This window comes from Pseudomonas sp. GW456-12-1-14-TSB6 (assembly GCF_059424205.1).
In genome coordinates, this window is the sequence record NZ_JBWKZE010000038.1 from 25,813 (window position 1) to 49,683 (window position 23,871).

Below are 23,871 nucleotides of genomic sequence, written 5' to 3' on the forward strand. Positions count from 1 at the left end.
AAACGGCGATCTTTGGATCGCCGTTTTGCTGTGTGGGGGTAATGAGCTTTCAAAGGATTGCGTGATAGCCGCGGAGTGCCTGGACTGATTTAACCAGGTCTTGTCGTTGCAGTAGATCAAGAAAAGGTTCGACGTCCATGGCAGGCATTTTCAGCTGCCGACGCTGCTTTTGGGCCGCAGCAACCACTGCTGCCGGATCAAGCCCCAAGAGGTTGTCGACGAACTCGTCCGGATGCTGCGCCTCGATGCCGAAAGGCTCTAGCGTTTTGCAGGGAAAGTCTTTCTGGTTGAAGGTCACTATCACACTTGCGCCGCAGCGGATGGCCGCCGCCAGAACATGGCGATCATCGCAGTCGGGCAAGGTGAGGCCGGCAATCAGGTCTTCATAGTCATGGACACAGGCGTCGGGTATCGCTTGATCCATCAGGCCGGACGTACGATCCAGCTGTTCCATCGTCAGGTCAGGACGGTTCTTCAACAGATTGCGTTTCCATTCGCAGTGAATCTCCTGGGTCCATCGCGCCCGAAATCGCCCCGAGAGGGCAAGCCACATGAGGAAGTCTCTCAAGGGGGCAGGGTACAAGACGCATGCATCATATAAAGCGGTAAAAGAGGAATGCCTCACTCGTATCCTGTCCTTAACGCCTGAGCTTGCTCTGCGAGAAGCGCCATTGCCTGCTCGCTGGCGGTGGTGCGCCGGGTCTTATAGTCCATCAGATCGGCAAAACGCACACGTCGGTGCTTGCCTGTTTTGTGGTAGGACAACTCGCCGCTTTCCAGCAGTTTTATGAGGTGTGGACGTGAGACGTTGAGGAGGTCGGCGGCTTCCTGGGTCGTCAATTCGGCATGCACCGGTACGACCTGCACCGCGTTGCCGGCTGCCAGTTCCGCCAGAATGTCGATCAGCAAGCGCAGGGCCGAGGTGGGCAGTTCGACGCGATGAGCTTCGTTCTGCTCGTCGAAAATCTGGATGTGCTGAGTCTCGAAATGGGTCGCGAGGTATGCCGCCAGGGCACGCTGCCCTTCAATGGCGGCTTTTACTTCGCGTTCTACGGGGAGGCTGATGGAGGGATGAATAACGGTCGACATGGCGAGTCCGGCTTTGGAAATGAGGAATGCCGGAACGTTATTCGAAATAAGCGAAAATCGCAATAAACGAAACGAGTAGGAGTTTTATGGCTTTTCGCCAACAACCCCTGCACATATTCAACGAACGCCCGCGCCTTGACACTGGCCAGCCTACCCGTCGGAAACACCGCCGACAGGTAGTCAAAACATCCTGCAAAACCACCAACGTTGTGTCACAACCTTCCGCAGGCTACTAAAGGTATCTCTAGAGTTACTTTAATGGGCGAGGCAATTTCACAATGCAATACCCAATCGGCATCGAGTGGGGTGACGAGAACACCGCCATCGGGATTCAGATCCCCGATATTCCCGGCGCGATTACTGCCGGGGATACGTTTGAGGATGCCTACAACGCGGCCGTCGAGATTGCCCATATCATGCTGCAGGAAATCGCGGCGGATGGGGATTCGATTCCGATGCCGACCTCGGCGGCGACCCATCGCAACAACCCGGAATTCGCCGACATGGGCTGGGGCATGCTGGAGCTGGACATCTCGCCGTACATGGGCAAGACCGAAAAGGTCAACGTGACGTTGCCGGGCTATGTCATCCAGCGCATTGACCGCTATGTGCGTGAGCACAATGTCAAAAGCCGCTCTTCTTTTCTGGCGGATGCCGCCATGGAAAAGCTGGTCCGGCATTGAACCTCGAGCCCTGTCGGATCAGCGATCCGACAGGGCTTTTCAGGTTCTAGGCCGTTGCCAGAACGGTCTTCTGCGAAGCACTCAAAAACCGCACCAGCGCCAGCAGCGGGAACGCGCTGCCGACAATCACGATCCACAACCAGCCGCCATGCTCGTACACCGCACTGGCAACCGACGAGCCGAAGGCGCCGCCGACGAAGATGCTGGTCATGTACAGCGCGTTGAGGCGGCCGCGGCTTTTGGCGTCGAGGGAGTAGACCGCGCGCTGGCCGAGCACCATGTTCATCTGTACGCAGAAGTCGAGCACCACACCGGTCACGGCCAGGCCGATCACGCTGTAGGCCGGGTGGATGAAGGCGGGCAGGAAGCTCAGGCTGGCGAACAGCATGGCCAGCAACGAGGCGATGCGGGTGTGGCCGGCATCGGCCAGGCGTCCGCTGATCGGCGCGGCAATGGCACCGATCGCGCCGACCAGGGCGAAGATCGCGATTTCACTCTGGGACAGGCCATGGTTGCGCGCCAGTTCCAGCGGCACGGCGGTCCAGAACAGGCTGAACGTGGCGAACATGCAAGCCTGGTAAAACGCCCGCTGACGCAGCACCGGTTGTTTGCGCAGCAGCGTCCACAACGAACCCAGCAACTGGCCGTAGGAGGCGCTGTGATCCGGCTGGCGCTTGGGCACGGTCAACGCCAGCACCACGCTGATCGCCGCCATCAAGGCTGCGGCGATCATGAACATCGCCCGCCAGCCGAGGTGGTCGGCGACCACGCTGGACACCGGACGCGCCAGCAGAATCCCCAGCAGCAAACCACCCATGATCCCGCCGACCACCCGGCCACGGGATTCTTCCGGCGCCAGATGCGCCGCCAATGGAATCAACACCTGCACCGACACCGAGCTGAACCCCACCAGCAACGAAATCAGCAGGAACACATTCGGTTGATCGGTAAACGCCGCGCCGAGCAGGCTGGCAATCGCCACCACGGTGGTGATGATCATCAGGCGGCGGTTTTCCAGCAGATCCGCCAGCGGCACCAGGAAGAACAGGCCCAGCGCATAGCCGATCTGGGTCAGCGACACGATGAAACTGGCCATGGTGTCGCTCAGACCGATATCCGGCGCGATCAGGCCGATGATCGGCTGGGCGTAGTAGATGTTGGCAACGATGGCGCCGCAGCAGAAAGCGAACAGCAGCACCATGCCTCGGGTCATTGTGTGAGTTGTGGCGGTCATAGGGTTTCTCGATCCAGCGAAAAGGAATGCGGTGAGGCTAAGGGACGGGCCGAGCCGGCAGTAGAGGCTTCTGATCGATATCAGTTATTCCGTTGCGGAACAGGTGGCGCCGAACAATCCATTGTTCATCGGCGAACCTTGCGTCCGACCGTTGAGCGTCGATGATACATTCACTTACATCTTGTTCGATAGCGTGCTTATGTTGTGACCGGGTTTCAACATTCATCAACGGAGGATTGCGATGTTTCGTCAGTTGCTTCGCCACACCACAACCATTGTCCTGATCAGTCTGCTCGGCGCCACTGCTGTGCAGGCCGCCGAAGCGCCCGGCATGCGCATGGGCGTGCGCGGCGAGATCACCGGGGTCAGTGCCGACTCGCTCAAGGTTCACGTCAACAGCGGTGAAAACGTCGTGATCCAATTGACCCCGGACACCAAGGTCCGCGCGGTCACCCTGGCCAATATCGAAGACATCAAGCCCGGCAGCTACATCGGCTCGGCCGCCATTCCCCAGGAGGATGGCACGCTCAAGGCGCTGGAGGTTCACGTGTTCCCGCCGGAGCTGGCCGGCAGCGGCGATGGTCATCGGCCGTTCGACCTGGCCAAGGGCACCAGCATGACCAATGGCAGCGTCGGCGATCTGGTGGTGAGCAACGGCCGGGTGCTGACCGTCAACTACAAGGGCGGCCAGCAGAAGATCCTGGTGCCGGAGGATGTGCCGATCGTCAACCTGACGCCGGGTGATCGCAGCCTGCTCAAGGTCGGGGTGAAGATCGTCACCTTCGTGACCCAGAGCGCGGACGGCACGCTGACCGCGCAATCGATCTCGGCGGGCAAGGACGGCGTCAAGCCACCGATGTAAACGCCCACAAAAAAGGCGACCTCTGCAGGTCGCCTTTTTCATGTCAGCTCACGCCTTACTGGCCGTTGTAGATCTGGTCGAAGACTCCGCCATCGTTGAAGTGGGTCTTCTGCACGGTGCGCCAGTCGCCGAAGGTCTTCTCGACCGACAGGAAATCGACTTTCGGGAAGCGGTCGGTGTACTTGGCCAATACCGCCGGGTCACGTGGACGCAGGTAGTTGGCGGCCGCGATTTCCTGACCTTGTGGTGACCACAGGAACTTCAGGTATTCCTCGGCAGCGGCGCGGGAGCCTTTCTTCTCGACCACTTTGTCGACCACCGACACCGGCGGCTCGGCTTCGGCGGAGACGCTTGGGTAGATGACTTCGAACTGGTCGCGGCCGAACTCGCGGGCGATCATTTCGGCTTCGTTTTCGAATGTCACCAGCACGTCGCCGATCTGGTTGGTCATGAACGTGGTGGTCGCGGCGCGGCCACCGGTATCCAGCACCGGCGCCTGTTTGAACAGCTTGCCGACGAAGTCTTTGGCCTTGTTCTCGTCACCGCCGTTTTTCAGCACGTAGCCCCAGGCGGACAGGTAGGTGTAGCGGCCGTTGCCCGAAGTTTTCGGGTTCGGCACGATCACCTGCACGCCGTCCTTGAGCAGGTCCGGCCAGTCTTTCAGGGCTTTCGGGTTGCCTTTGCGCACGATGAACACGGTGGCCGAGGTGAATGGCGCACTGTTGTTTGGCAGGCGGGTGACCCAGTCCTTCGGCACCAGTTGACCGTTGTCGGCCAGGGCGTTGATGTCGGTGGCCATGTTCATGGTAATGACGTCAGCCGGCAGGCCGTCGATCACCGAACGGGCTTGCTTGCTCGAACCGCCGAAAGACATCTGCACGGTGATGTTTTCGTTGTGTTCGGCCTGCCAGTGTTTCTGGAACGCAGTGTTGTAGTCCTTGTAGAAATCGCGCATCACGTCGTAGGACACGTTGAGCAGGGTCGGTGCGGCCTGAGCCACGCTGCCGAAGGCAAGACCTGCGGCGAGAAGTGAGGTGCCAAAGAGTTTTTTCACTGCGCATTCCTTGTTCTGTGGGGGTGTTTTTGACAATGATAAGGCCATTTGCCAGCGACTATAGCGGGGCGCGCATAGTCGCTTAAAGATTAAAAAGAACTTTGCTTATTCCATTTTCTTGAATAACGGATTACCGCATCGCGAACAGAATGCGGCGCCGCTTTCATGGCTTTTTTTCTGGCAAACCGGGCAGTCGTGTTGCAACTGTTCACCACGCATCGCATTGGCCAGTTCGGCGGTGAAGATCCCGGTGGGCACCGCGATGATCGAGTAACCGGTGATCATCACCAGCGACGAAATCACCTGGCCCAACGGAGTCTTCGGCACGATGTCGCCAAAGCCGACGGTGGTCAGGGTCACGATAGCCCAATAGATACCCTTGGGAATGCTGGTGAAACCGTGTTCCGGGCCTTCGATCACGTACATCAACGTGCCGAAGACCGTCACCAGTGTGCAGACGCTCACCAGAAACACCACGATCTTCTGCTTGCTGCCACGCAGCGCCGACATCAGGTAGTTGGCTTGCTTGAGGTACGGACTGAGTTTGAGGACGCGGAAAATTCGCAGCATCCGGATGATCCGGATAATCAGCAAGTACTGCGCATCGCTGTAGTACAGCGCGAGGATGCCCGGCACGATCGCCAGCAGATCCACCAATCCGTAAAAACTGAAGGCATAGCGCAACGGTTTGGGTGAGCAGTACAGACGCAGGATGTACTCGCCGGCAAAGATGATGGTGAACCCCCACTCGATATACGCCAGCACATCGGCGTAATTGCGGTGAACGCTGTCGATGCTGTCGAGCATCACGATCACCAGGCTGGCGAGAATGATCAACAGCAGGATGCCGTCGAAACGTCGCCCGGCGGGGGTGTCGCTCTGGAAAATCATGACGTAAAGCTGTTCACGCCAGTGCTGGTTACTGTCCATGGATCACGCCTGAATCAAAGATCAGCGCAGCCTAGGTTGATTCTCCCCGCGAGCGCAAGGCGCGCCGCTGATCTGCGGTTGTTGCATCAGGCGAATGCCGGTGCGCAGCAGCCAGCAGGCGAGAATGAACGGTGCCGTGAGGGTTGCCAGACCCAGGGCACTGAACAGCGGCGTCAGCAGCAGCGCCAGACCGATGCCGAACAGCGGCAGCCACGGTTGTTGGCGCTGGGCGCTGAAGGCGAGGGCGGCGAGGACGGCGTTGTAGCCGCCCAGGCCCAACAACGCGATCTGGCTGTCGTGGTGCAACAGGCTGGAACCCAGACCGATTACCGAAGCCAGCAGCGCCCAGGCAAAGGCCCGGCGATCGGCGATCAGCAAACCGGCGGCGATCAATCCACCGGCCAACGGATGGTCGAGGAACATCACCTGACCGAAGCCTTTCAGGGCGGCACCGAGCAGGTTCACGGTATTGAGTTCAAGCGCCGGTGCGGCGGATAAAGGCTCGGCGAAACACAGGAACACCCAGCTCAACAATACGAACGGCGCAGTGTAGGCGGGCAGGTATTCGGTGAGGCGTGCACGTTTGAGCCACTGCTGCGTGATCATCGCGCTCAGGCCACCGGCCGCCAGAATCAGCGGCGGCAGCATCGGCGACCAGGGGAAATACAGGCTCAGCAACAGGCCGACCAGCACGCCGTTGTAGCTGAACAGTCCGGCCTGACGATCCGCCTTGGCGTAGTTGCGCCGTTGCGCGGTGAGCAATCCGGCGACCGCGCCCAGCAGCGCGCCGGCGAACAGCACCGGCGCGGTAAATAAAATGGCCAAAAGGCACAGGAGTCCACACAGCGGATGGCGCTGGAGGAAGATTTGACTGAAGCCGTTGAGCAAAGCCTCGGCCCAGTCAGGGCAGTGGGTGTTGAAATGATTGGCAGGCATGGCAGTTCTAAAAAGTCAGTACTGATCGTTCCCACGTCGAACCGTCTGCGTGGGAATGCCTCAAAGGACGCTCTGCGTCTGCTCTTGGGACGCGGAGCGTCCCGGGCCGCATTCCCACGCGGAGCGTGGGAACGATCTTGGTCAGTGGTTAAATCAATGTTTCGATCCGCAGCGAATTAGTCGATCCCGGCTGCCCGAACGGCACACCCGCGGTAATCAGCAACGTATCGCCACGCTCGGCCATTCCTTGCGCCTGAGCGATTTCCAGCGCGGTCGAGCACACCTCATCCACTTGACGCAGGCGATCATTGACCACCGAATGAATGCCCCACGCCACGCTCAGCCGGCGGGCGGTCTGCAGGTTCGGCGTCAGGTTGAGGATCGGTGCCTTTGGCCGCTCCCGTGCCGCACGCAGACTCGATGCGCCGGACTCGCTGTAGTTGACCAGCACCGCCACCGGCAGCACGTTGCTGATCCGGCGGATCGCACAACTGATCGCATCGGACACGGTCGCTTCGGCTTTCGGCCGGCTGACGTCGAGCTGGGTTTGGTAGTCCGGACCGTTCTCCACCTGGCGGATGATCTTGCTCATCATCTGCACGGCCTCCAGCGGGTACTCGCCGGACGCGGTTTCTGCCGACAGCATCACCGCATCGGCGCCTTCGGCCACGGCGTTGGCCACGTCGGTGACTTCGGCGCGGGTCGGCGCCGGGGAGAAGCGCATCGACTCGAGCATCTGCGTCGCCACCACCACTGGTTTGCCGAGCTGGCGGCAAGTGGTGATGATGTTCTTCTGGATTTGCGGCACGCTCTCGGCCGGCACTTCCACGCCCAGGTCACCGCGAGCCACCATGATCGCGTCGCTCAGTTCGGCGATCTCGCGCAGTTGCTCGACGGCCGACGGCTTCTCGATTTTCGCCATCAGAAACGCCTTGTCGCCGATCAGCGTGCGGGCCTCGAGGATGTCTTGCGGACGCTGCACGAACGACAGCGCGACCCAGTCCACACCCAGCTCCAGACCGAAGCTCAGGTCGCGGCGATCCTTGGTGGTCAGCGGGCTCAGGTCGAGCACCGCTTGCGGCACGTTCACGCCTTTGCGGTCCGACAATTCACCGCCATTGAGCACGGTGGTGTCGATTGCGTCGGTGTATTTGGTGACGACCCGCAGACGCAGTTTGCCGTCATCGAGCAGCAGATCCATCCCGGCTTCCAGCGCCGCGATGATCTCCGGATGCGGCAGGTTCACCCGGCGCTCATCGCCCGGCGTTGCGTCCAGATCGAGGCGGAACGCCTGACCGCGATGCAACTGAACCTTGCCGTCAGCGAACTTGCCGACCCGCAGTTTCGGCCCCTGCAGGTCCATCAGGATCCCGAGCGGGTAGTTGAGCTGGCGCTCGACTTCGCGGATCCACTGATAGCGCTTGGCGTGGTCGGCGTGATCGCCGTGGCTGAAGTTGAGGCGGAAGATGTTGACCCCGGCCTCGACCAGCTCGCGGATGTCTTCGATGCCGTCGACGGCAGGCCCGAGGGTGGCGAGGATTTTGACCTTTTTATCAGGCGTCATGATTTAGAGCTCTCGAGGATCAGGATGGCGCGGAAGTCGTTGACGTTGGTGCGGGTCGGCTCGGTGACGATCAGCGCATCGAGCGCCGCGAAGTAGCCGTAGCCGTTGTTGTTATCCAGCTCGTCGCTGGCGCTCAGGCCCAGGGCAGCGGCGCGGGCGTAGCTGTCCGGGGTCATGATCGCGCCGGCGTTGTCTTCCGAGCCGTCGATGCCGTCGGTGTCACCGGCCAGCGCATAGACGCCCGGCTGGCCCTTGAGGCTGTCGGTGAGGCTGAGGAGGAATTCGGCGTTGCGTCCGCCACGGCCATTGCCGCGCACGGTCACGGTGGTTTCGCCGCCGGAGAGGATCACGCACGGCGCTGCCAGTGGCTGGCCGTGATGGATGATCTGGCGCGCGATGCCGGCGTGGACTTTCGCCACTTCGCGGGATTCGCCTTCCAGGTCGCCGAGGATCAGCGTGCTGAAACCGGCCTGACGGCATTTCACCGCTGCCGCATCCAGCGATTGCTGAGGGCGGGCGATCAACTGGAAGTGACTGCGGGCGAGGCTCGGATCACCGGGTTTGACGGTTTCCGATTCCGGGCTTTGCAGCCAGCTGCGTACGGACGCCGGAATCTCGATGCCGTAGCGCTTGATGATGGCCAGCGCTTCGGCGCTGGTGCTCGGGTCGGCCACGGTCGGGCCGGAGGCGATGACCGTGGCGAGGTCGCCCGGTACATCGGAAATCGCGTAGGTATAAACAGTCGCCGGCCAGCAGGCTTTGCCCAGGCGTCCGCCCTTGATCGCCGAGAGGTGCTTGCGCACGCAGTTCATCTCGCCGATGGTCGCGCCGGATTTGAGCAGGGCTTTGTTGATCGATTGTTTGTCGGCCAGGGTGATGCCTTCGGCCGGCAGCGCCAGCAGGGCAGAGCCGCCACCGGACAACAGGAAAATCACGCGGTCGTCTTCGGTCAGGTTGCTGACCAGTTCCAGCACGCGTTTGGCCACCGCCAGCCCGGCAGCATCCGGCACCGGGTGCGCGGCTTCGACCACTTCGATTTTTTCGCACGGGGCGCCGTGACCGTAGCGGGTCACCACAAGGCCCGAGACTTCACCTTCCCAGCAGCGCTCGACCACTTGCGCCATGGCCGCGGCAGCCTTGCCGGCGCCGATGACGATCACGCGACCTGTGCGATCGGCCGGCAGATGCGCTTCGAGGACCTGATTCGGATGGGCCGCGTCGATGGCTGTGGCAAACAGCTCGCGCAGCAGTTGTTGCGGATCGACCGACATGGCGGGCTCCCATTCTTATTGTTCTTGGTTAGTGCGGGTGATCGTTCCCACGCTCTGCGTGGGAATGCCTCAATGGACGCTCTGCGTCCGCTTCGGCAGGGACGCGGAGCGTCCCGGGCTGCATTCCCACGCAAACGGTTCGACGCCTCGACGTGGGAACGAGCGACGGGGCAGGGCTTACTTCTTGTCGCGAATCGAGAAGTTGGCCATGTGTTCCAGGCCCTTGATCAGCGCCGAGTGGTCCCAGTTGCTGCCACCGATGGCCGCGCAGGTGCTGAACACTTGCTGGGCGTTGGCGGTGTTCGGCAGGTTGATGTTCAGCTCCTTGGCGCCTTGCAGGGCCAGGTTCAGGTCCTTCTGGTGCAGGCTGATGCGGAAGCCCGGATCGAAAGTGCCCTTGATCATGCGCTCGCCGTGCACTTCGAGGATCTTCGAGGAAGCGAAACCGCCCATCAGCGCTTCGCGCACCTTGGCCGGATCGGCACCGTTTTTCGAAGCGAACAGCAGGGCTTCGGCCACGGCCTGAATGTTCAGGGCAACGATGATCTGGTTCGCAACCTTGGCGGTCTGACCGTCGCCATTGCCACCGACCAGGGTGATGTTCTTGCCCATGGCCTGGAACAGCGGCAGTGCGCGTTCGAAGGCATCGGCGTCGCCACCGACCATGATGCTCAGGGTCGCGGCCTTGGCACCGACTTCACCACCGGACACCGGGGCGTCGAGGTACTGCGCGCCTTTCTCGTTGATCTTCGCGGCGAAAGCCTTGGTGGCGGTCGGCGAGATCGAACTCATGTCGATCACGACTTTGCCTTTGCCGATGCCGGCAGCGACGCCGTCCGCGCGGAACAGCACGTCTTCGACCTGCGGAGTATCCGGCACCATGACGATGATGAATTCAGCTTCCTGCGCCACTTCGCGTGGGTTGGCCAGAGCGACGGCGCCAGCGGCGACCAGGTCGGCAGGGGCGGTGTCGTGGTGCGCCGACAGGAACAGGCTGTGACCGGCTTTCTGCAGGTTCGCCGCCATTGGGTGGCCCATGATGCCGGTGCCGATGAATCCGATTTTAGCCATGAGAAAATCCTCTTGTTTTTGTCTTGCTCAAGCAAATAGGGGGTCAGATCGCGTTGTGGGTCTTCAGCCAGCCGAGGCCTGCTTCCGTGGTGGTCAGCGGTTTGTACTCACAGCCGACCCAGCCCTGATAACCGATGCGATCAAGGTGTTCGAACAGGAAGCGGTAGTTGATCTCGCCAGTGCCAGGCTCGTTGCGGCCCGGGTTGTCGGCCAACTGCACATGGTTGATCTCGGCCAGGTGCGATTGCAGGGTGCGGGCCAGATCGCCTTCCATGATTTGCATGTGATAGATGTCGTATTGCAGGAACAGATTGGCGCTGCCGACCTGCTCGCGAATCGACAGGGCCTGCGCCGTGTTGTTCAGGTAGAAGCCCGGGATGTCGCGGGTGTTGATCGCTTCCATCACCAGTTTGATGCCGACGGCTTGCAGCTTGTCGGCGGCGTACTTGAGATTGGCGACGAAGGTCTTTTCAACGGTGGCATCGTCCACGCCCTGCGGACGGATGCCGGCCAGGCAGTTGACCTGGGTGTTGCCCAGAACCTGTGCGTAAGCGATGGCCAGATCAACCCCGGCGCGGAACTCTTCGACCCGGTCCGGCAGGCACGCGATACCGCGCTCGCCCTTGGCCCAGTCACCGGCCGGCAGGTTGAAAAGCACTTGGGTCAGACCGTTGGCGTCGAGTCTGGCCTTGATTTCGGCAGAACTGAAATCGTACGGGAACAGATACTCGACACCGCTGAAGCCAGCCTTGGCGGCGGCGTCGAAACGGGCAAGGAAATCCTGTTCGGTGAACAGCATGGACAGGTTGGCTGCGAAACGCGGCATGGTGGTCTCCCGTTCTAGATTCTCGTTCCCACGCTCTGCGTGGGAATGCCTCTATGGACGCTCTGCGTCCGCTTTGGGACGCAGAGCGTCCCCGGCTGCATTCCCACGCAGACGGTTCGACGCCTCGACGTGGGAACGATCAAGCAAAAGCAGTTAATCGAGCAACGAAATCGCGGTAGGCGCATCGTTGCCGACCAGCGCCAGGTCTTCGAATTCGTTGACGGCGTTGATCTCGGTCCCCATGGAGATGTTGGTCACACGCTCCAGAATGATCTCGACGATCACCGGCACCTTGAACTCTTCGATCAGCTGTTCGGCCTTGCGCAGGGCAGGGGCGATGTCAGCCGGTTCGAACACGCGCAGTGCCTTGCAGCCGAGGCCTTCGGCGACTGCGACGTGGTCGACACCATAACCGTTGAGTTCCGGCGCGTTCAGATTATCGAAGGACAGCTGCACGCAGTAGTCCATATCGAACCCGCGCTGGGCCTGACGGATCAGTCCCAGATACGAGTTGTTCACCACGACGTGGATGTACGGCAGTTTGAACTGAGCGCCGACCGCCAGTTCTTCGATCATGAACTGGAAGTCATAGTCCCCCGACAGGGCCACGACTTTACGGTTCGGATCGGCCTTCACCACGCCCAGCGCTGCCGGAATGGTCCAGCCCAACGGGCCTGCCTGGCCGCAGTTGATCCAGTGACGCGGCTTGTAGACGTGCAGGAACTGCGCGCCGGCAATCTGCGACAGACCAATGGTGCTGACGTAGCAGGTGTCCTTGCCGAACACCTGGTTCATTTCTTCGTAAACGCGCTGCGGTTTGACCGGCACATTGTCGAAGTGGGTCTTGCGTTGCAGGCTGGCCTTGCGCTGCTGGCAGTCCTGCAGCCAGGCACTGCGGTTTTTCAGCTTGCCGGCGGCTTGCCATTCACGGGCGACTTCGATGAACACGGTCAGCGCGGCAGCGGCGTCGGAAACGATGCCCAGGTCCGGGGTGAACACGCGGCCGATCTGGGTCGGTTCGATGTCAACGTGAATGAATTTGCGGCCTTCGGTGTAGACGTCGACCGAACCGGTGTGACGGTTGGCCCAGCGGTTGCCGACGCCCAGGACCACGTCGGATTTCAGCATCGTGGCGTTGCCGTAACGGTGCGAAGTCTGCAGACCGACCATGCCGACCATCAGCGGGTGATCGTCCGGGATGGTGCCCCAGCCCATTAGGGTCGGGATCACTGGAATGCCGGTCAGCTCGGCGAACTCGACCAGCAATTCGCTGGCATCGGCGTTGATGATGCCGCCGCCGGCGACCAGCAATGGACGCTCGGCCTGATCGAGCATCGCCAGGGCTTTTTCGACTTGCACGCGGGTCGCGCTCGGCTTGGCCAGCGGCAGTGGCTGGTAGGCGTCGATGTCGAATTCGATTTCAGCCATCTGCACGTCGAACGGCAGGTCGATCAGCACCGGGCCCGGACGGCCGGAGCGCATTTCGTAGAAGGCTTTCTGGAAGGCGTAAGGCACCTGGCCCGGCTCCAGAACGGTGGTCGCCCACTTGGTCACCGGCTTGACGATGCTGGTGATGTCGACGGCCTGGAAGTCTTCCTTGTGCATACGGGCGCGGGGGGCTTGCCCGGTGATGCAGAGGATCGGGATCGAGTCCGCGGAGGCGCTGTACAGACCGGTGACCATGTCAGTACCGGCCGGGCCGGAAGTACCGATGCACACGCCGATGTTGCCGGCCTTGGTGCGGGTGTAGCCCTCGGCCATGTGCGAGGCGCCTTCAACGTGGCGAGCGAGGACGTGATCGATGCCACCGACTTTCTGCAGGGCGGAGTACAGCGGGTTGATTGCAGCGCCTGGAATGCCAAAAGCGGTATCAACCCCTTCACGGCGCATCACCAGAACGGCGGCTTCGATTGCTCTCATTTTGCTCATGGTTTTGTGCCTCTTTACGTTTTGTAATTGTATACAAGTGGCTTTGCGCAGAGTGTATTCACGGCGGACGGCGCAGGTCAATCCATTTTCTCAAGCGCCTGTTTCATTCGTCGGAAGCCTGTTCTGCTGTGGCTTTTCGTCGCATGAGGCGCTTTTCGAGAATTATTGTATACAAAAAAATAACTCATTGTGTTCTATTTGTTGCATCGGGCTGCGGCACTTGCGCGCAGTTCAACGACTTTCCCAATAACAAAATGAGGACGGCACCATGAGCGCTTTAACCTTGAAAGTCGCAGTCAAGCTGGTCAACGAAGCCATCAATGCAGGGCGGGCCATCTCCGCCGCGCCGCTGACCATCGCGGTACTGGATACCGGCGGCCATCTGGTCACCTTGCAGCGCGAAGACGGCGCCAGCCTGCTGCGCCCGAACATCGCCATCGGCAAAGCCTGGGGCGCCATCGCCCTGGGCAAGGGCTCACGCCTGCTGGCGCTGGACGCGCAACAACGCCCGGCGTTCATCGCCGCGCTCAACAGCATGGGGCAGGGCAGTGTCGTGCCGGCACCGGGTGGTGTGTTGATTCGTGATCAGACGGGGAACGTGCTGGGTGCGATCGGCATCAGCGGCGATCTGTCGGACATCGATGAGCAGGTCGCGATCAAGGCCGTGGAGGCCCTGGATCTGCGGGCGGATGCGGGGGTGGCGGCCTGAGTGGCTAAAACCGGATAGCCGCTGAAACGCACAAGCCCGCCCTCACAGGATGATGTGAAGGCGGGCTTGTTTGTGTCTGGAGGTGCGGACTTCAGTCCGGCTCGCAGCCCTTGAGCACCAACCGGATGATGGTTTGTGCTGCGGCTTCATAGTCGGCTTCGTCGAGCTTGTCCTTGCCGGTGACGGCGGAGATCTGCCAGTCGAAGTCGGCGTAGGTCTGGGTCGCGGCCCAGATGCTGAACATCAGGTGGTTGGGGTCGATCGGGGCGATCTGGCCGCGGTCGATCCAGGTCTGGATGCAGTCGATGTTGTGCTTGGCCTGGCCGTTGAGCTGCTCGACCAGGTCGGCGCTCAGGTGCGGGGCGCCGTGCATGATTTCGCTGGCGAACACCTTGGAGGCGAAAGGCAGGTCGCGGGAGATGCGGATCTTCGAGCGGATGTAACCGCTCAGCACTTCGCTCGGTACGCCGTCCGGGTTGAACGGGGTCGAGGCCTGCAGGATCGGCACGATGATACTTTCCAGCACCTCGCGGTAGAGGTTTTCCTTGGACTTGAAGTAGTAATAGACGTTGGGCTTGGGCAGTCCTGCCTTGGCGGCGATGTCGCTGGTTTTGGTCGCAGCGAAGCCCTTGTCGGCAAACTCTTCACTGGCTGCACGCAGGATCAGTTCTTTGTTGCGCTCGCGGATTGTGCTCATAAACCCGGTGGTTCCTTGCCTGTTCTGGCGGTTGCGCATGGTAGCACCGGCCTCGCGCGGCGCTCAACAATGCCCCGTGTGGCCCACAGTCGCGGTATGCTGCGCGGCATTATTCACATAAGGAAACATGATTCATGGCAGGAAGCAGTTTGCTGGTGCTGATCGACGACATCGCTACCGTTCTGGACGACGTTGCGTTGATGACCAAAATGGCTGCCAAGAAGACCGCCGGCGTGCTCGGCGACGACTTGGCGCTCAACGCCCAGCAAGTCTCCGGCGTACGCGCGGAGCGGGAAATCCCGGTGGTCTGGGCGGTGGCCAAGGGCTCGTTCGTCAACAAACTGATCCTGGTGCCGTCGGCGCTGGCGATCAGTGCGTTCGTGCCGTGGCTGGTGACACCGCTGTTGATGGTCGGTGGCGCCTACCTGTGTTTCGAAGGTTTCGAAAAACTCGCGCACAAGTTCCTGCACAGCAAGGCCGAAGATGAAGCCGAGCACGCCCAGTTGGTTGAGGCCGTGGCTGATCCGGCAACCGATCTGGTGGCCTACGAGAAGGATAAGATCAAGGGCGCGATCCGCACCGACTTCATCCTCTCGGCGGAAATCATCGCCATCACCCTCGGCACCGTGGCCGATGCTTCGCTGACCCAGCAAGTGATCGTGATGTCGGGCATCGCCATTGTCATGACCGTGGGCGTTTACGGATTGGTGGCCGGTATCGTCAAACTCGATGATCTCGGTCTGTGGCTGACTCAGAAGCCCGGGCAGATGGCCAAAAGTATCGGCAACGGTATCCTGCGCGCTGCTCCGTACATGATGAAAAGCCTGTCGGTGATCGGCACGGCTGCGATGTTCCTGGTCGGTGGCGGCATCCTGACCCACGGCGTGCCGGTGGTGCATCACTGGATCGAAAGCGTCGGGGCAGCGGCCGGTGGCGCCGGGTTTGTGGTGCCGATGCTGTTGAACGGCGTGGCGGGGATCATCGCGGGTGCGGTGGTGCTGGCGGGCGTGTCCGTGATCGGTAAAGTCTGGAAAGCCCTGAAAGGCTAAATCCTGAGGCAAACAAAAAGGCCATTCGACTCGCATCGAATGGCCTTTTTTGTGGCTGGCGTTTTTACTCGGCGATCTGCAACTTGCGCGACTCGGTGTAGACGTAGCGCACCTTTTCGTACTCGAACGGCGAGTTCAGCTGACCGTAGCGGAAGCTGGTCTGGTAACGCTTGTCGACGCCACGCAGTACCCACACTTCCGGGTGGTTGGAGCTGACTTCCGAGACGTTGAGGAAGTTGATCGCGGACTCGGCGGTGTAGTCCACGGCCAGGCCTGCGGTGTCGCGCAGGTTCGACGGGCCGAGGATCGGCAGCACGAAGTAGGCGCCGCCCGGTACGCCGTAGAAGCCCAGGGTCTGGCCGAAGTCTTCGCTCTGGCGCGGCAGGCCCATGGCGGTAGCCGGGTCCCAGAGTCCGGCGATGCCGATGGTGGTATTGAGCAGCAGGCGCGCGGTGGTTTCCATCGAGCGCTTGCCCTTGAACTGCAACAGGCTGTTGACCAGGTTCGGCACGTCGCCAATGTTGTTGAAGAAGTTGCTCACGCCGGTGCGCACGAAGCTCGGGGTGATGTAGCGATAGCCATCGACCACCGGCAGGAACACCCATTGGTCGAAGCGGTAGTTGAAGTGGTAGACGCGGCGGTTCCACTCTTCCAGCGGGTCATAGACGTTCAGCGCGCTGAGGGTCGAACGCTCGAACTCGCGCTGATCCAGCCCCGGGTTGAACTTGAGTTTAGACAGCGGCTCCTTGAAACCGTCGCTGTCGATGACCACCGGTGCATTGGCTTTGCTGTTGTCGGCCTGGGCCATACCTGCACTGAGGAGCGCTGCAATCAGCAGGAGATATTTAGCCACGGAAGAACTCCAGCATGGCGTCGCTGTTGACGCGGTAGTTAAGGTTGCCGCAATGGCCGCCCAGCGGGTAAACGGTCAGGCGATCGCCGAAGGTCCGGCGCAGGAAACCGAGGTCGCCCGGGCCGAGGATCACGTCATCGGCGTTGTGCATGACGGCGATTTTCGGGCTGTCGTGCAGGTAATCCTTCAACGCATACAGGCTGACCTGATCGATCAGTTGCAGCAGGCTGCCGCCGTCGGTGCGGGCGCGCCACATCGGGATCACCTGTTCGGTGAGGTAGCAGTCGAAGTCGCATTGCAGCGCACGCTTGAGGAACGGCGTGAGGCTGGTGCCTTCGGTGATCGGGAATTTCGGCGGGGTGATCAGGCCGCGACGGTTGATCAGGTCCGAAGTGAACGCGATATCGGCCGCCGAGAAACGGAATGACGTGCCGATCAGCATCGCCATCTGCTCGTTGCTCAGGTGCTGCTTGGACTGCTGGAAGTCGTAGAGCAGCGCATCGTTGAGGTCGATGTAGCCCTTCTGCTGGAAGTAGCGGGTCAGTTTGTTCAGCACCAGTTCATAGAAGGTGGTGCTGTTGTTGATGCCCTTGACCTCGGTCTGCACCAGCTTGTCGAGGTTGGTGATCGAGGTGTAGAGGTTGACCGGCGGATTCAGCAGCAGGACTTTCTTGAAGTTGAAGCTGCGCCGGGTTTCATCCAGATGCGCCACGAAGGCCGCGTCCAGGGCGCCGAGGCTGTAGCCGCTGAGGTAATAGTCGGTGACCGGCAGTTTCGGGTTTTGCGCCCGTACGGCCTGCATCACCCGGTACATGTCTTCGGCGTCTTCCTTGGTCACGCCGGGGGTGGCGAAACGCGAGGCGGCGCTCATGAAGTCGAAGCTGGTCGGCGATGACAGCTGCACGACGTGGTAGCCGGCCTTGTAATAAAGCTTCTTCAGGTACTCGTTGAGCGTGCTGTCGTAGCGCGCGCCGGTGCCGGCGATCAGGAAGATCAGCGGCGCGGCCTTGTCCTGAGTGGCGATGCGGTAGGTGAGTTTTTTCACCGGCCAGAAATTGTCCGGCAGGATGAATTCGCGCTCGGGACGCAGGGTGATGCTGCGATCGGCCTGATCGATGTCGTCGTCCAGTGGCAGTTCCGGGCGCAAGTCCGGCGGCGTGGTGGCGATGGTCGCCTCGAACGGATTGGTCAGGGGATAGCCATAGCTGGCGGCGTCGATATCCACCGCCAGCGCGGACGCACTCAGAATAAGGCCGCCAAACAGGGCGGCGAAGCGCAAGGAACGGAGCATGACTGGATCCCTTAGAGGAAGGTGCCGAATGAAGTTCGCAGGCTATGACCACCGGGTTTGCGTCAAAGTGCCATGCCACGGCACCAAACTGACAGAATTCGGAGTAATAGTAGCCGGACGATACACTTTGCAAGGAAGGAATGACCAGTTAAGAGTTGTTAGTCCTTGCGTATGCGCGGCGGCAGATTAAGCTGGCCGCCGATTTCGTCGATTGGAGTGTTCCATGTCCCGCCGCTTGCCCGTGATTCTGCTGCTCGTTCTGTTGCCGTTGTGGCTGGCTGCCAGTTATGGCGCGCGTTATGGCTTCATGGAGGATGCGCAGTGGGTGGGCATCTGCGTGGATGAGGCGAGCCGCTGGGAATGCTCGGTGCGCTCGAACCTGGGCCTGCTGATTCATTTCCAGCTGCTGGGCTGGGCGGCGGTCGCTGCAGCCGTGCTCGGTTTTGTCGTGCCGGGCCGGGCAGGGTGGTGGCTGGCGGTGCTGGCGCTGGTGTTCGGGTTGCCGGCGCTGGCGCTGTACAACACGACGCTGGCGGTGTTTGCGGTGGTGATTGCCGGGTTGCGACTGGTCCGGGAATCCCGCGAGGCCTGATCGTCAGTCATCGCGGGTATTCTCTGTGAATCAGGCTTTGCGAACCCGCAGGCAGCGCCAAAGTGCAGCCACCATCAACACGCTGACCAGCGCCCAGCCCCACGCCTGCTGATTCTGCAATCCTTCACGGAACAGCTGCGGCGCAATGCCTGCGCCGATGATGAAGGTCAGCAGGGCGATCTCCCGACGGGCCACGCTGACCGGGCGGCACAGGTAAACCAGCGCCGGCAGAATGAAGGCCATGCTCGGAAAACTGCGATAACGCGGATCGAACACCAGTTCGAGCATCATCACGGCAGCGGCGAAACCGGCTGCCGCCACCAGCCAGCCGGCCCGTCGCTCGAAAGCGTTGAACGCCTGTTCACGCCAGCCATTGCGGGCGCTCAAGGTCAGCGCGGCATGGGCCAGCACCAACAGATTCAGGATCGTCAGCAAACCGACCCACAGCCATTCGCTGGCAAACCGCGTGGTCACCCGCGCCAGATCGCCCCAGGCGCCGATGGAGCAGGCGGCGAGGGCGCCGAGCAACGGCAGGATCAGCGCCGAGCGCGTCGTACGAACCCGACCGCCCAGCAGCAATGTGCCGAGGAAGATCACTCCGCCGACCGCCAGCCACTGGGACCAGTACGGCACATTCGACACCGGCCCGGCCAACACGCCCTTGTCCTGGCGATCCGCATCGAACAGCCCCCAGTAACCGCCGACCGCGCCTTCGCTGCCGCGCTTCCACGGCTGATCAAACGCTTCGATCAGGTTGTAACGCCAACCTTCCTGTTCGGCGAGGGTGACAAATCCACGAATGAACTTGGCCTCGTTGACCCGGCTCGGCAGGGCGGTCTCACGCTGGCGGCCTTCGCTCGGCCAGCCGGTTTCGCCGATCATCACGTCTTTTGGAGCGAACTTGTTGCCGAACACCTGACGCACTTGCGCCACATGATGCAGCGCGGCGTCGATGTTCGACGGATCGTCTTCCCAGTACGGCAGCAAGTGAATGGTCAGGAAATCCACCGCCGGCGCGACTTCCGGGTGCTTGAGCCAGAACTCCCAGACATCGGCGTAGGTCACCGGCTGCTTGATGTGGCTCTTGACCTTGTTGATCAGCTTCACCAATTGGGTCGCGGTGACCTCTTTACGGAGCAAGGCTTCGTTGCCGACGATCACCGCGCTGACCACATCCGGGTTGGCGTTGGCCGAGGCGATCAGCAAGTCGACTTCCTTCTCGGTGTCGACCGGATTGCTGTTGACCCACGCGCCGATCATCAACTTCAAACCATGTTTGCGCGCCAGTTCCGGCAGCGCTTCGAGGCCGGTCATCGAGTAGGTGCGAATGCATTCGAAGCGGGTGGCGAGCAGGGCGAGGTCGGCGTCCATGCGCTCCGGGCGCAGTTTGAACGGCACGTCGAACGGCGACTGGTCTTTGTCGAACGGGGTGTAGGAGGCGCATTGCAGCTTGTGGGTCGGGGTGGCGACGTCCGGCAGGATCACCGGTTTGCCGAGGCCGTACCAGAAGCCGCACAGGGCAAACAGCCCGAGCAGGCAGGCGAACAGATAGGGAAGAAAGGGGAAACGGGAAGTTGCGGACATGGTCAGGCCGAGTGGCTGCAAAGCGACGCATGTTACCTGCATTTATAAGCAGGTTGGTGGCCCGCACGATTTTGACATGCAAAGTTCGGGCGGATTGTCTGGCGCCAAATATCCGGAGGCAGTTAATGGCTTTCTGATGTCGTTTCTCGTTGCTTCGAGGTCGCTGGCAGAGCAGGTCTTAACGGGCGTCAGGTTGATGATCGGACTCATCAGTACTCCGCTGATGTTCGAACGAGTTCGCGAACGGGCGTGATGGGGGCGCCGAGCACCATAACAACACGTTGACGATGCCCGGCATCCGTCGGGCGCAGCATTTCGGGGAAGTAACGATGAAGATGCGACGACTTTTAGGCGCAGGTGCCGCTCTGGTATTTGCGATGGGCTCCACTTTCGCCAGCGCTGAAAAACAGACCCTGAACATCGGTTACGTTGACGGCTGGTCCGACAGCGTCGCGACCACCCACGTGGCGGCCGAAGTGATCAAGCAGAAACTCGGCTACGACGTGAAACTGCAGGCCGTCGCCACCGGCATCATGTGGCAGGGCGTTGCCACCGGCAAACTCGACGCCATGCTCTCGGCCTGGCTGCCCGTGACTCACGGCGAATACTGGACCAAGAACAAGGATCAGGTCGTCGATTACGGCCCGAACTTCAAGGACGCGAAAATCGGTCTGATCGTGCCGGAGTACGTCAAGGCCAAGACCATCGAAGACCTGAAAACCGACGACTCCTTCAAGAAGCGCATCGTCGGCATCGACGCCGGTTCAGGCGTTATGCTCAAGACCGATCAGGCGATCAAGGATTACGACCTGACGGGTTATCAACTCAAGGCCAGTTCCGGCGCCGGCATGATTGCCGAGCTGACCCGTGCCGAGAAGAAAAACGAATCCATCGCCGTTACCGGCTGGGTGCCGCACTGGATGTTCGCCAAGTGGAAACTGCGCTTCCTCGACGACCCGAAAGGCGTGTACGGCGCGGCTGAAACCGTGAACAGCATCGGCAGCAAGGAACTGGCGACCAAGGCGCCGGAAGTGGCCAAGTTCCTGAAGAACTTCCAGTGGGCTTCGAAAGACGAAATCGGCGAAGTCATGCTGGCGATTCAGGACGGTGCAAAACCTGACGCAGCGGCCAAGGATTGGGTTGCCAAGCACCCTGAGCGTGTTGCCGACTGGACCAAGTGATTTAAGCCGAAGCGTCTAATCTGCGCTTCCCAGGGCCGCCCGACATGACCGTCGGGCGGCCTTTTTTGTTTGTCCTCTATTAATAGGCAGGCGTGGGCGTTTTCGGCTGGTCTGGAAATTGGCAAAAACGTCATGGCGTTCTACTACTAAGGTCGTCTGGAACCCGGCTCGCAGCCGCATACAGTGGATACGTTCCAAAAATAAAAATCTGTGCTGCGAGGATAAAAACAATGAACGACAGCATTTACCTCTCGATTCAGAACAGCCCGCGCTTCAAGGAGCTGGTCAAGAAAAGAGAAAGGTTCGCCTGGATACTCTCGGCGATCATGCTCGGGCTCTACTCCGGCTTCATCCTTCTGATCGCGTACGGGCCGCAAGTGCTCGGGACGAAAATCAGCCCCGAATCATCCATCACCTGGGGCATCCCGATCGGTGTCGGACTGATTGTCTCGGCCTTCATCCTGACCGGCATTTATGTGCGCCGCGCCAATGGCGAGTTCGACGACCTGAACAACGCGATTCTCAAGGAGGCTCAGCAATGATCCGGCGTCTACTGGCTCTTTTGAGCATCGCAGCGTTTGCTCCAGCCGTCTGGGCCGCTGACGCCCTGACCGGCGAAGTCCACAAACAACCGCTCAACGTTTCCGCGATCGTCATGTTCGTGGCGTTCGTTGGCGCAACCCTGTGCATCACTTACTGGGCGTCCAAGCGCAACAACTCGGCGGCCGACTACTACGCGGCGGGCGGCAAGATCACCGGGTTCCAGAACGGTCTGGCGATTGCCGGTGACTACATGTCGGCGGCGTCCTTCCTGGGGATTTCCGCGCTGGTGTTCACCTCCGGCTACGACGGCCTGATCTACTCGATCGGCTTCCTGGTGGGCTGGCCGATCATTCTGTTCCTGATCGCCGAGCGTCTGCGTAACCTGGGCAAATACACCTTTGCCGACGTGGCGTCCTACCGCCTCGGGCAAACCCAGATCCGCACGCTGTCTGCCTGCGGTTCGCTGGTGGTGGTGGCGTTCTACCTGATCGCGCAAATGGTCGGTGCCGGCAAGCTGATCCAGTTGCTGTTCGGTCTCGACTACCACGTTGCGGTGATTCTGGTCGGTATCCTGATGTGCATGTACGTGCTGTTCGGCGGCATGCTGGCGACCACCTGGGTACAGATCATCAAGGCGGTGCTGTTGCTGTCCGGTGCTTCGTTCATGGCGCTGATGGTGATGAAGCACGTCAACTTCGACTTCAACACCCTGTTCTCCGAAGCGATCAAGGTTCACGCCAAGGGCGAAGCGATCATGAGCCCGGGCGGTCTGGTCAAAGATCCGATCTCGGCGTTCTCCCTGGGTCTGGCACTGATGTTCGGTACCGCCGGCCTGCCGCACATCCTGATGCGCTTCTTCACTGTCAGCGACGCGAAAGAAGCCCGCAAGAGCGTGCTGTACGCGACCGGTTTCATTGGCTACTTCTACATCCTGACCTTCATCATCGGCTTCGGCGCGATCCTGCTGGTCAGCACCAATCCGGCCTTTAAAGATGCAGCGGGCGCTCTGCTCGGGGGCAACAACATGGCGGCGGTGCACCTGGCCAACGCCGTGGGCGGCAGCGTGTTCCTCGGCTTCATCTCGGCGGTGGCGTTCGCGACCATTCTGGCAGTAGTGGCCGGCCTGACCCTGGCCGGTGCTTCGGCGGTGTCTCACGACCTGTACGCCAGCGTGATCAAGAAGGGCAAGGCCAACGAGAAGGATGAAATCCGCGTTTCGAAGATCACCACCATCGCGCTGGGCGTTCTGGCCATCGGCCTGGGCATCCTGTTCGAAAGCCAGAACATTGCGTTCATGGTTGGTCTGGCGTTCTCCATCGCGGCGAGCTGCAACTTCCCGGTGCTGCTGCTTTCGATGTACTGGAAGAAGCTGACCACCCGTGGCGCCATGATTGGCGGCTGGCTGGGTCTGGTGAGTGCGGTGGGTCTGATGATTCTTGGCCCGACCATCTGGGTGCAGATTCTGCATCATGAGAAGGCGATCTTCCCTTATGAGTATCCGGCGTTGTTCTCGATGATCATTGCGTTTATCGGGATCTGGTTCTTCTCGATCACCGATAAGTCGGTGGCGGCAGAGAACGAGCGTGCGGCGTTCTTCCCGCAGTTTGTGCGTTCGCAGACTGGGTTGGGGGCTAGTGGGGCGGTTTCGCACTGAGGCTTTTTGTGTAGGTTGATTTGAATTGAAAATGCCCTGGTCGAGAGATTGGGGCATTTTTTTTGTGGGCGGTTATCGGGTGTTCTTGGGAGGTGGGTGTATATCCGTTGCTGCGGTAACGGCTTCTTGGGGTTCCGCCCTTACGGCGGGTCACTTTTGGCAAACGCCCCAAAAGTAACCAAAAGGTCTCTGCCCTGACGTACGGCCCCTCGCTGAGGCTCGGGGTTCCTTCGCTCCGGGATTGATCCGGGGGCATCGCCTACGGTTTG

Annotated in this window: 23 protein-coding genes; 8 read left to right on the top strand and 15 right to left on the bottom strand. The window is 60.8% G+C overall.

The genetic code is table 11. The features are described from left to right. Positions 1–49: 49 nt before the first annotated feature. Complete coding sequence (locus AC07Y2_RS25700; protein WP_103385709.1) at positions 50–625, bottom strand: PIN domain-containing protein; 576 nt, start codon at positions 623–625, stop codon at positions 50–52. Then, positions 622–1,089, bottom strand: a complete 468-nt coding sequence (locus AC07Y2_RS25705) for a helix-turn-helix domain-containing protein (protein ID WP_007959254.1) — start codon at positions 1,087–1,089, stop codon at positions 622–624. Before AC07Y2_RS25705 ends, AC07Y2_RS25700 begins: the two co-directional genes overlap by 4 nt. Before the next feature lie 278 nt (positions 1,090–1,367). On the opposite strand from AC07Y2_RS25705, the gene AC07Y2_RS25710 reads away from it, so the two are divergent. Next, positions 1,368–1,772, top strand: coding sequence for a type II toxin-antitoxin system HicB family antitoxin (locus AC07Y2_RS25710; protein WP_103385708.1), 405 nt, complete (start codon positions 1,368–1,370; stop codon positions 1,770–1,772). A 46-nt stretch (positions 1,773–1,818) separates the two neighbouring features. Here the strand turns inward: AC07Y2_RS25710 and AC07Y2_RS25715 are convergent, their stop codons facing one another. Then, positions 1,819–3,006, bottom strand: a complete 1,188-nt coding sequence (locus AC07Y2_RS25715) for an MFS transporter (RefSeq protein ID WP_103385707.1) — start codon at positions 3,004–3,006, stop codon at positions 1,819–1,821. A 241-nt stretch (positions 3,007–3,247) separates the two neighbouring features. On the opposite strand from AC07Y2_RS25715, the gene AC07Y2_RS25720 reads away from it, so the two are divergent. Then, the gene (locus AC07Y2_RS25720; RefSeq protein ID WP_103385706.1) at positions 3,248–3,868 is read left to right on the top strand and encodes a DUF5666 domain-containing protein; all 621 of its coding nucleotides are present in this window, start codon (positions 3,248–3,250) and stop codon (positions 3,866–3,868) included. A 55-nt stretch (positions 3,869–3,923) separates the two neighbouring features. On the opposite strand, the gene AC07Y2_RS25725 is transcribed toward AC07Y2_RS25720, so the two are convergent. The 8 genes from AC07Y2_RS25725 to gcl all read right to left on the bottom strand — a co-directional run bounded on the left by AC07Y2_RS25725 (position 3,924) and on the right by gcl (position 13,449). Next, positions 3,924–4,922: a sulfate ABC transporter substrate-binding protein gene (locus AC07Y2_RS25725; RefSeq protein WP_103385705.1), complete on the bottom strand. Its 999-nt coding sequence runs from the start codon at positions 4,920–4,922 to the stop codon at positions 3,924–3,926. Between the two features lie 105 nt (positions 4,923–5,027). Beyond that, on the bottom strand, positions 5,028–5,852 hold the full coding sequence (locus AC07Y2_RS25730; RefSeq protein WP_039769763.1) for an ion transporter: 825 nt from the start codon (positions 5,850–5,852) through the stop codon (positions 5,028–5,030). 21 nt (positions 5,853–5,873) lie between these two features. Then, positions 5,874–6,788 (bottom strand): urea transporter, encoded by a 915-nt coding sequence (locus AC07Y2_RS25735; protein ID WP_103385704.1) that lies wholly within the window; start codon positions 6,786–6,788, stop codon positions 5,874–5,876. Between the two features lie 148 nt (positions 6,789–6,936). Next, positions 6,937–8,352 carry a pyruvate kinase gene (gene pyk, locus AC07Y2_RS25740; RefSeq protein ID WP_103385703.1) on the bottom strand — a complete coding sequence of 472 codons (1,416 nt, stop codon included), beginning with the start codon at positions 8,350–8,352 and terminating at the stop codon, positions 6,937–6,939. After that, a complete protein-coding gene (locus AC07Y2_RS25745) occupies positions 8,349–9,623 on the bottom strand; it encodes a glycerate kinase type-2 family protein (protein ID WP_064594446.1) in 1,275 nt (424 codons plus the stop codon). The genes pyk and AC07Y2_RS25745 overlap by 4 nt, the downstream gene beginning before the upstream one ends. A 177-nt stretch (positions 9,624–9,800) precedes the next feature. Beyond that, positions 9,801–10,694 (bottom strand): 2-hydroxy-3-oxopropionate reductase, encoded by an 894-nt coding sequence (locus tag AC07Y2_RS25750; protein WP_103385702.1) that lies wholly within the window; start codon positions 10,692–10,694, stop codon positions 9,801–9,803. Positions 10,695–10,737: 43 nt separating this feature from the next. Next, positions 10,738–11,520: a hydroxypyruvate isomerase gene (hyi, locus tag AC07Y2_RS25755; RefSeq protein WP_011333102.1), complete on the bottom strand. Its 783-nt coding sequence runs from the start codon at positions 11,518–11,520 to the stop codon at positions 10,738–10,740. Between the two features lie 153 nt (positions 11,521–11,673). Further along, positions 11,674–13,449 carry a glyoxylate carboligase gene (gene gcl / locus AC07Y2_RS25760; protein WP_074687556.1) on the bottom strand — a complete coding sequence of 592 codons (1,776 nt, stop codon included), beginning with the start codon at positions 13,447–13,449 and terminating at the stop codon, positions 11,674–11,676. 268 nt (positions 13,450–13,717) lie between these two features. Here gcl and AC07Y2_RS25765 point away from each other — a divergent pair, with 268 nt between their 5' ends. Next, a complete protein-coding gene (locus AC07Y2_RS25765) occupies positions 13,718–14,158 on the top strand; it encodes a GlcG/HbpS family heme-binding protein (protein WP_103385701.1) in 441 nt (146 codons plus the stop codon). Between the two features lie 91 nt (positions 14,159–14,249). Here AC07Y2_RS25765 and AC07Y2_RS25770 read toward each other — a convergent pair whose 3' ends face one another. Continuing rightward, entirely contained in the window at positions 14,250–14,855 is a 606-nt protein-coding gene (locus tag AC07Y2_RS25770; RefSeq protein WP_007959290.1) for a TetR/AcrR family transcriptional regulator, read from the bottom strand. A 134-nt stretch (positions 14,856–14,989) separates the two neighbouring features. On the opposite strand from AC07Y2_RS25770, the gene AC07Y2_RS25775 reads away from it, so the two are divergent. Continuing rightward, positions 14,990–15,904, top strand: a complete 915-nt coding sequence (locus AC07Y2_RS25775) for a DUF808 domain-containing protein (RefSeq protein WP_007959291.1) — start codon at positions 14,990–14,992, stop codon at positions 15,902–15,904. A gap of 64 nt (positions 15,905–15,968) precedes the next feature. Here the strand turns inward: AC07Y2_RS25775 and AC07Y2_RS25780 are convergent, their stop codons facing one another. Continuing rightward, positions 15,969–16,757 (bottom strand): MlaA family lipoprotein, encoded by a 789-nt coding sequence (locus AC07Y2_RS25780; protein WP_007959292.1) that lies wholly within the window; start codon positions 16,755–16,757, stop codon positions 15,969–15,971. Next, entirely contained in the window at positions 16,750–18,048 is a 1,299-nt protein-coding gene (locus tag AC07Y2_RS25785) for a serine/threonine protein kinase (protein WP_039769776.1), read from the bottom strand. Before AC07Y2_RS25785 ends, AC07Y2_RS25780 begins: the two co-directional genes overlap by 8 nt. A gap of 223 nt (positions 18,049–18,271) precedes the next feature. On the opposite strand from AC07Y2_RS25785, the gene AC07Y2_RS25790 reads away from it, so the two are divergent. Then, on the top strand, positions 18,272–18,640 hold the full coding sequence (locus AC07Y2_RS25790; RefSeq protein WP_039769778.1) for a hypothetical protein: 369 nt from the start codon (positions 18,272–18,274) through the stop codon (positions 18,638–18,640). Positions 18,641–18,670: 30 nt separating this feature from the next. Here the strand turns inward: AC07Y2_RS25790 and AC07Y2_RS25795 are convergent, their stop codons facing one another. Beyond that, positions 18,671–20,266, bottom strand: a complete 1,596-nt coding sequence (locus tag AC07Y2_RS25795) for a glycoside hydrolase family 17 protein (RefSeq protein WP_103385700.1) — start codon at positions 20,264–20,266, stop codon at positions 18,671–18,673. A 287-nt stretch (positions 20,267–20,553) separates the two neighbouring features. Here AC07Y2_RS25795 and AC07Y2_RS25800 point away from each other — a divergent pair, with 287 nt between their 5' ends. The 3 genes from AC07Y2_RS25800 to AC07Y2_RS25810 all read left to right on the top strand — a co-directional run bounded on the left by AC07Y2_RS25800 (position 20,554) and on the right by AC07Y2_RS25810 (position 23,602). After that, positions 20,554–21,405 (top strand): glycine betaine ABC transporter substrate-binding protein, encoded by an 852-nt coding sequence (locus AC07Y2_RS25800; RefSeq protein ID WP_039769782.1) that lies wholly within the window; start codon positions 20,554–20,556, stop codon positions 21,403–21,405. Positions 21,406–21,635: 230 nt separating this feature from the next. Further along, the gene (locus AC07Y2_RS25805) at positions 21,636–21,947 is read left to right on the top strand and encodes a DUF485 domain-containing protein (RefSeq protein ID WP_011333111.1); all 312 of its coding nucleotides are present in this window, start codon (positions 21,636–21,638) and stop codon (positions 21,945–21,947) included. Continuing rightward, on the top strand, positions 21,944–23,602 hold the full coding sequence (locus AC07Y2_RS25810; RefSeq protein ID WP_074687559.1) for a cation acetate symporter: 1,659 nt from the start codon (positions 21,944–21,946) through the stop codon (positions 23,600–23,602). The genes AC07Y2_RS25805 and AC07Y2_RS25810 overlap by 4 nt, the downstream gene beginning before the upstream one ends. Positions 23,603–23,871 lie beyond the last annotated feature (269 nt).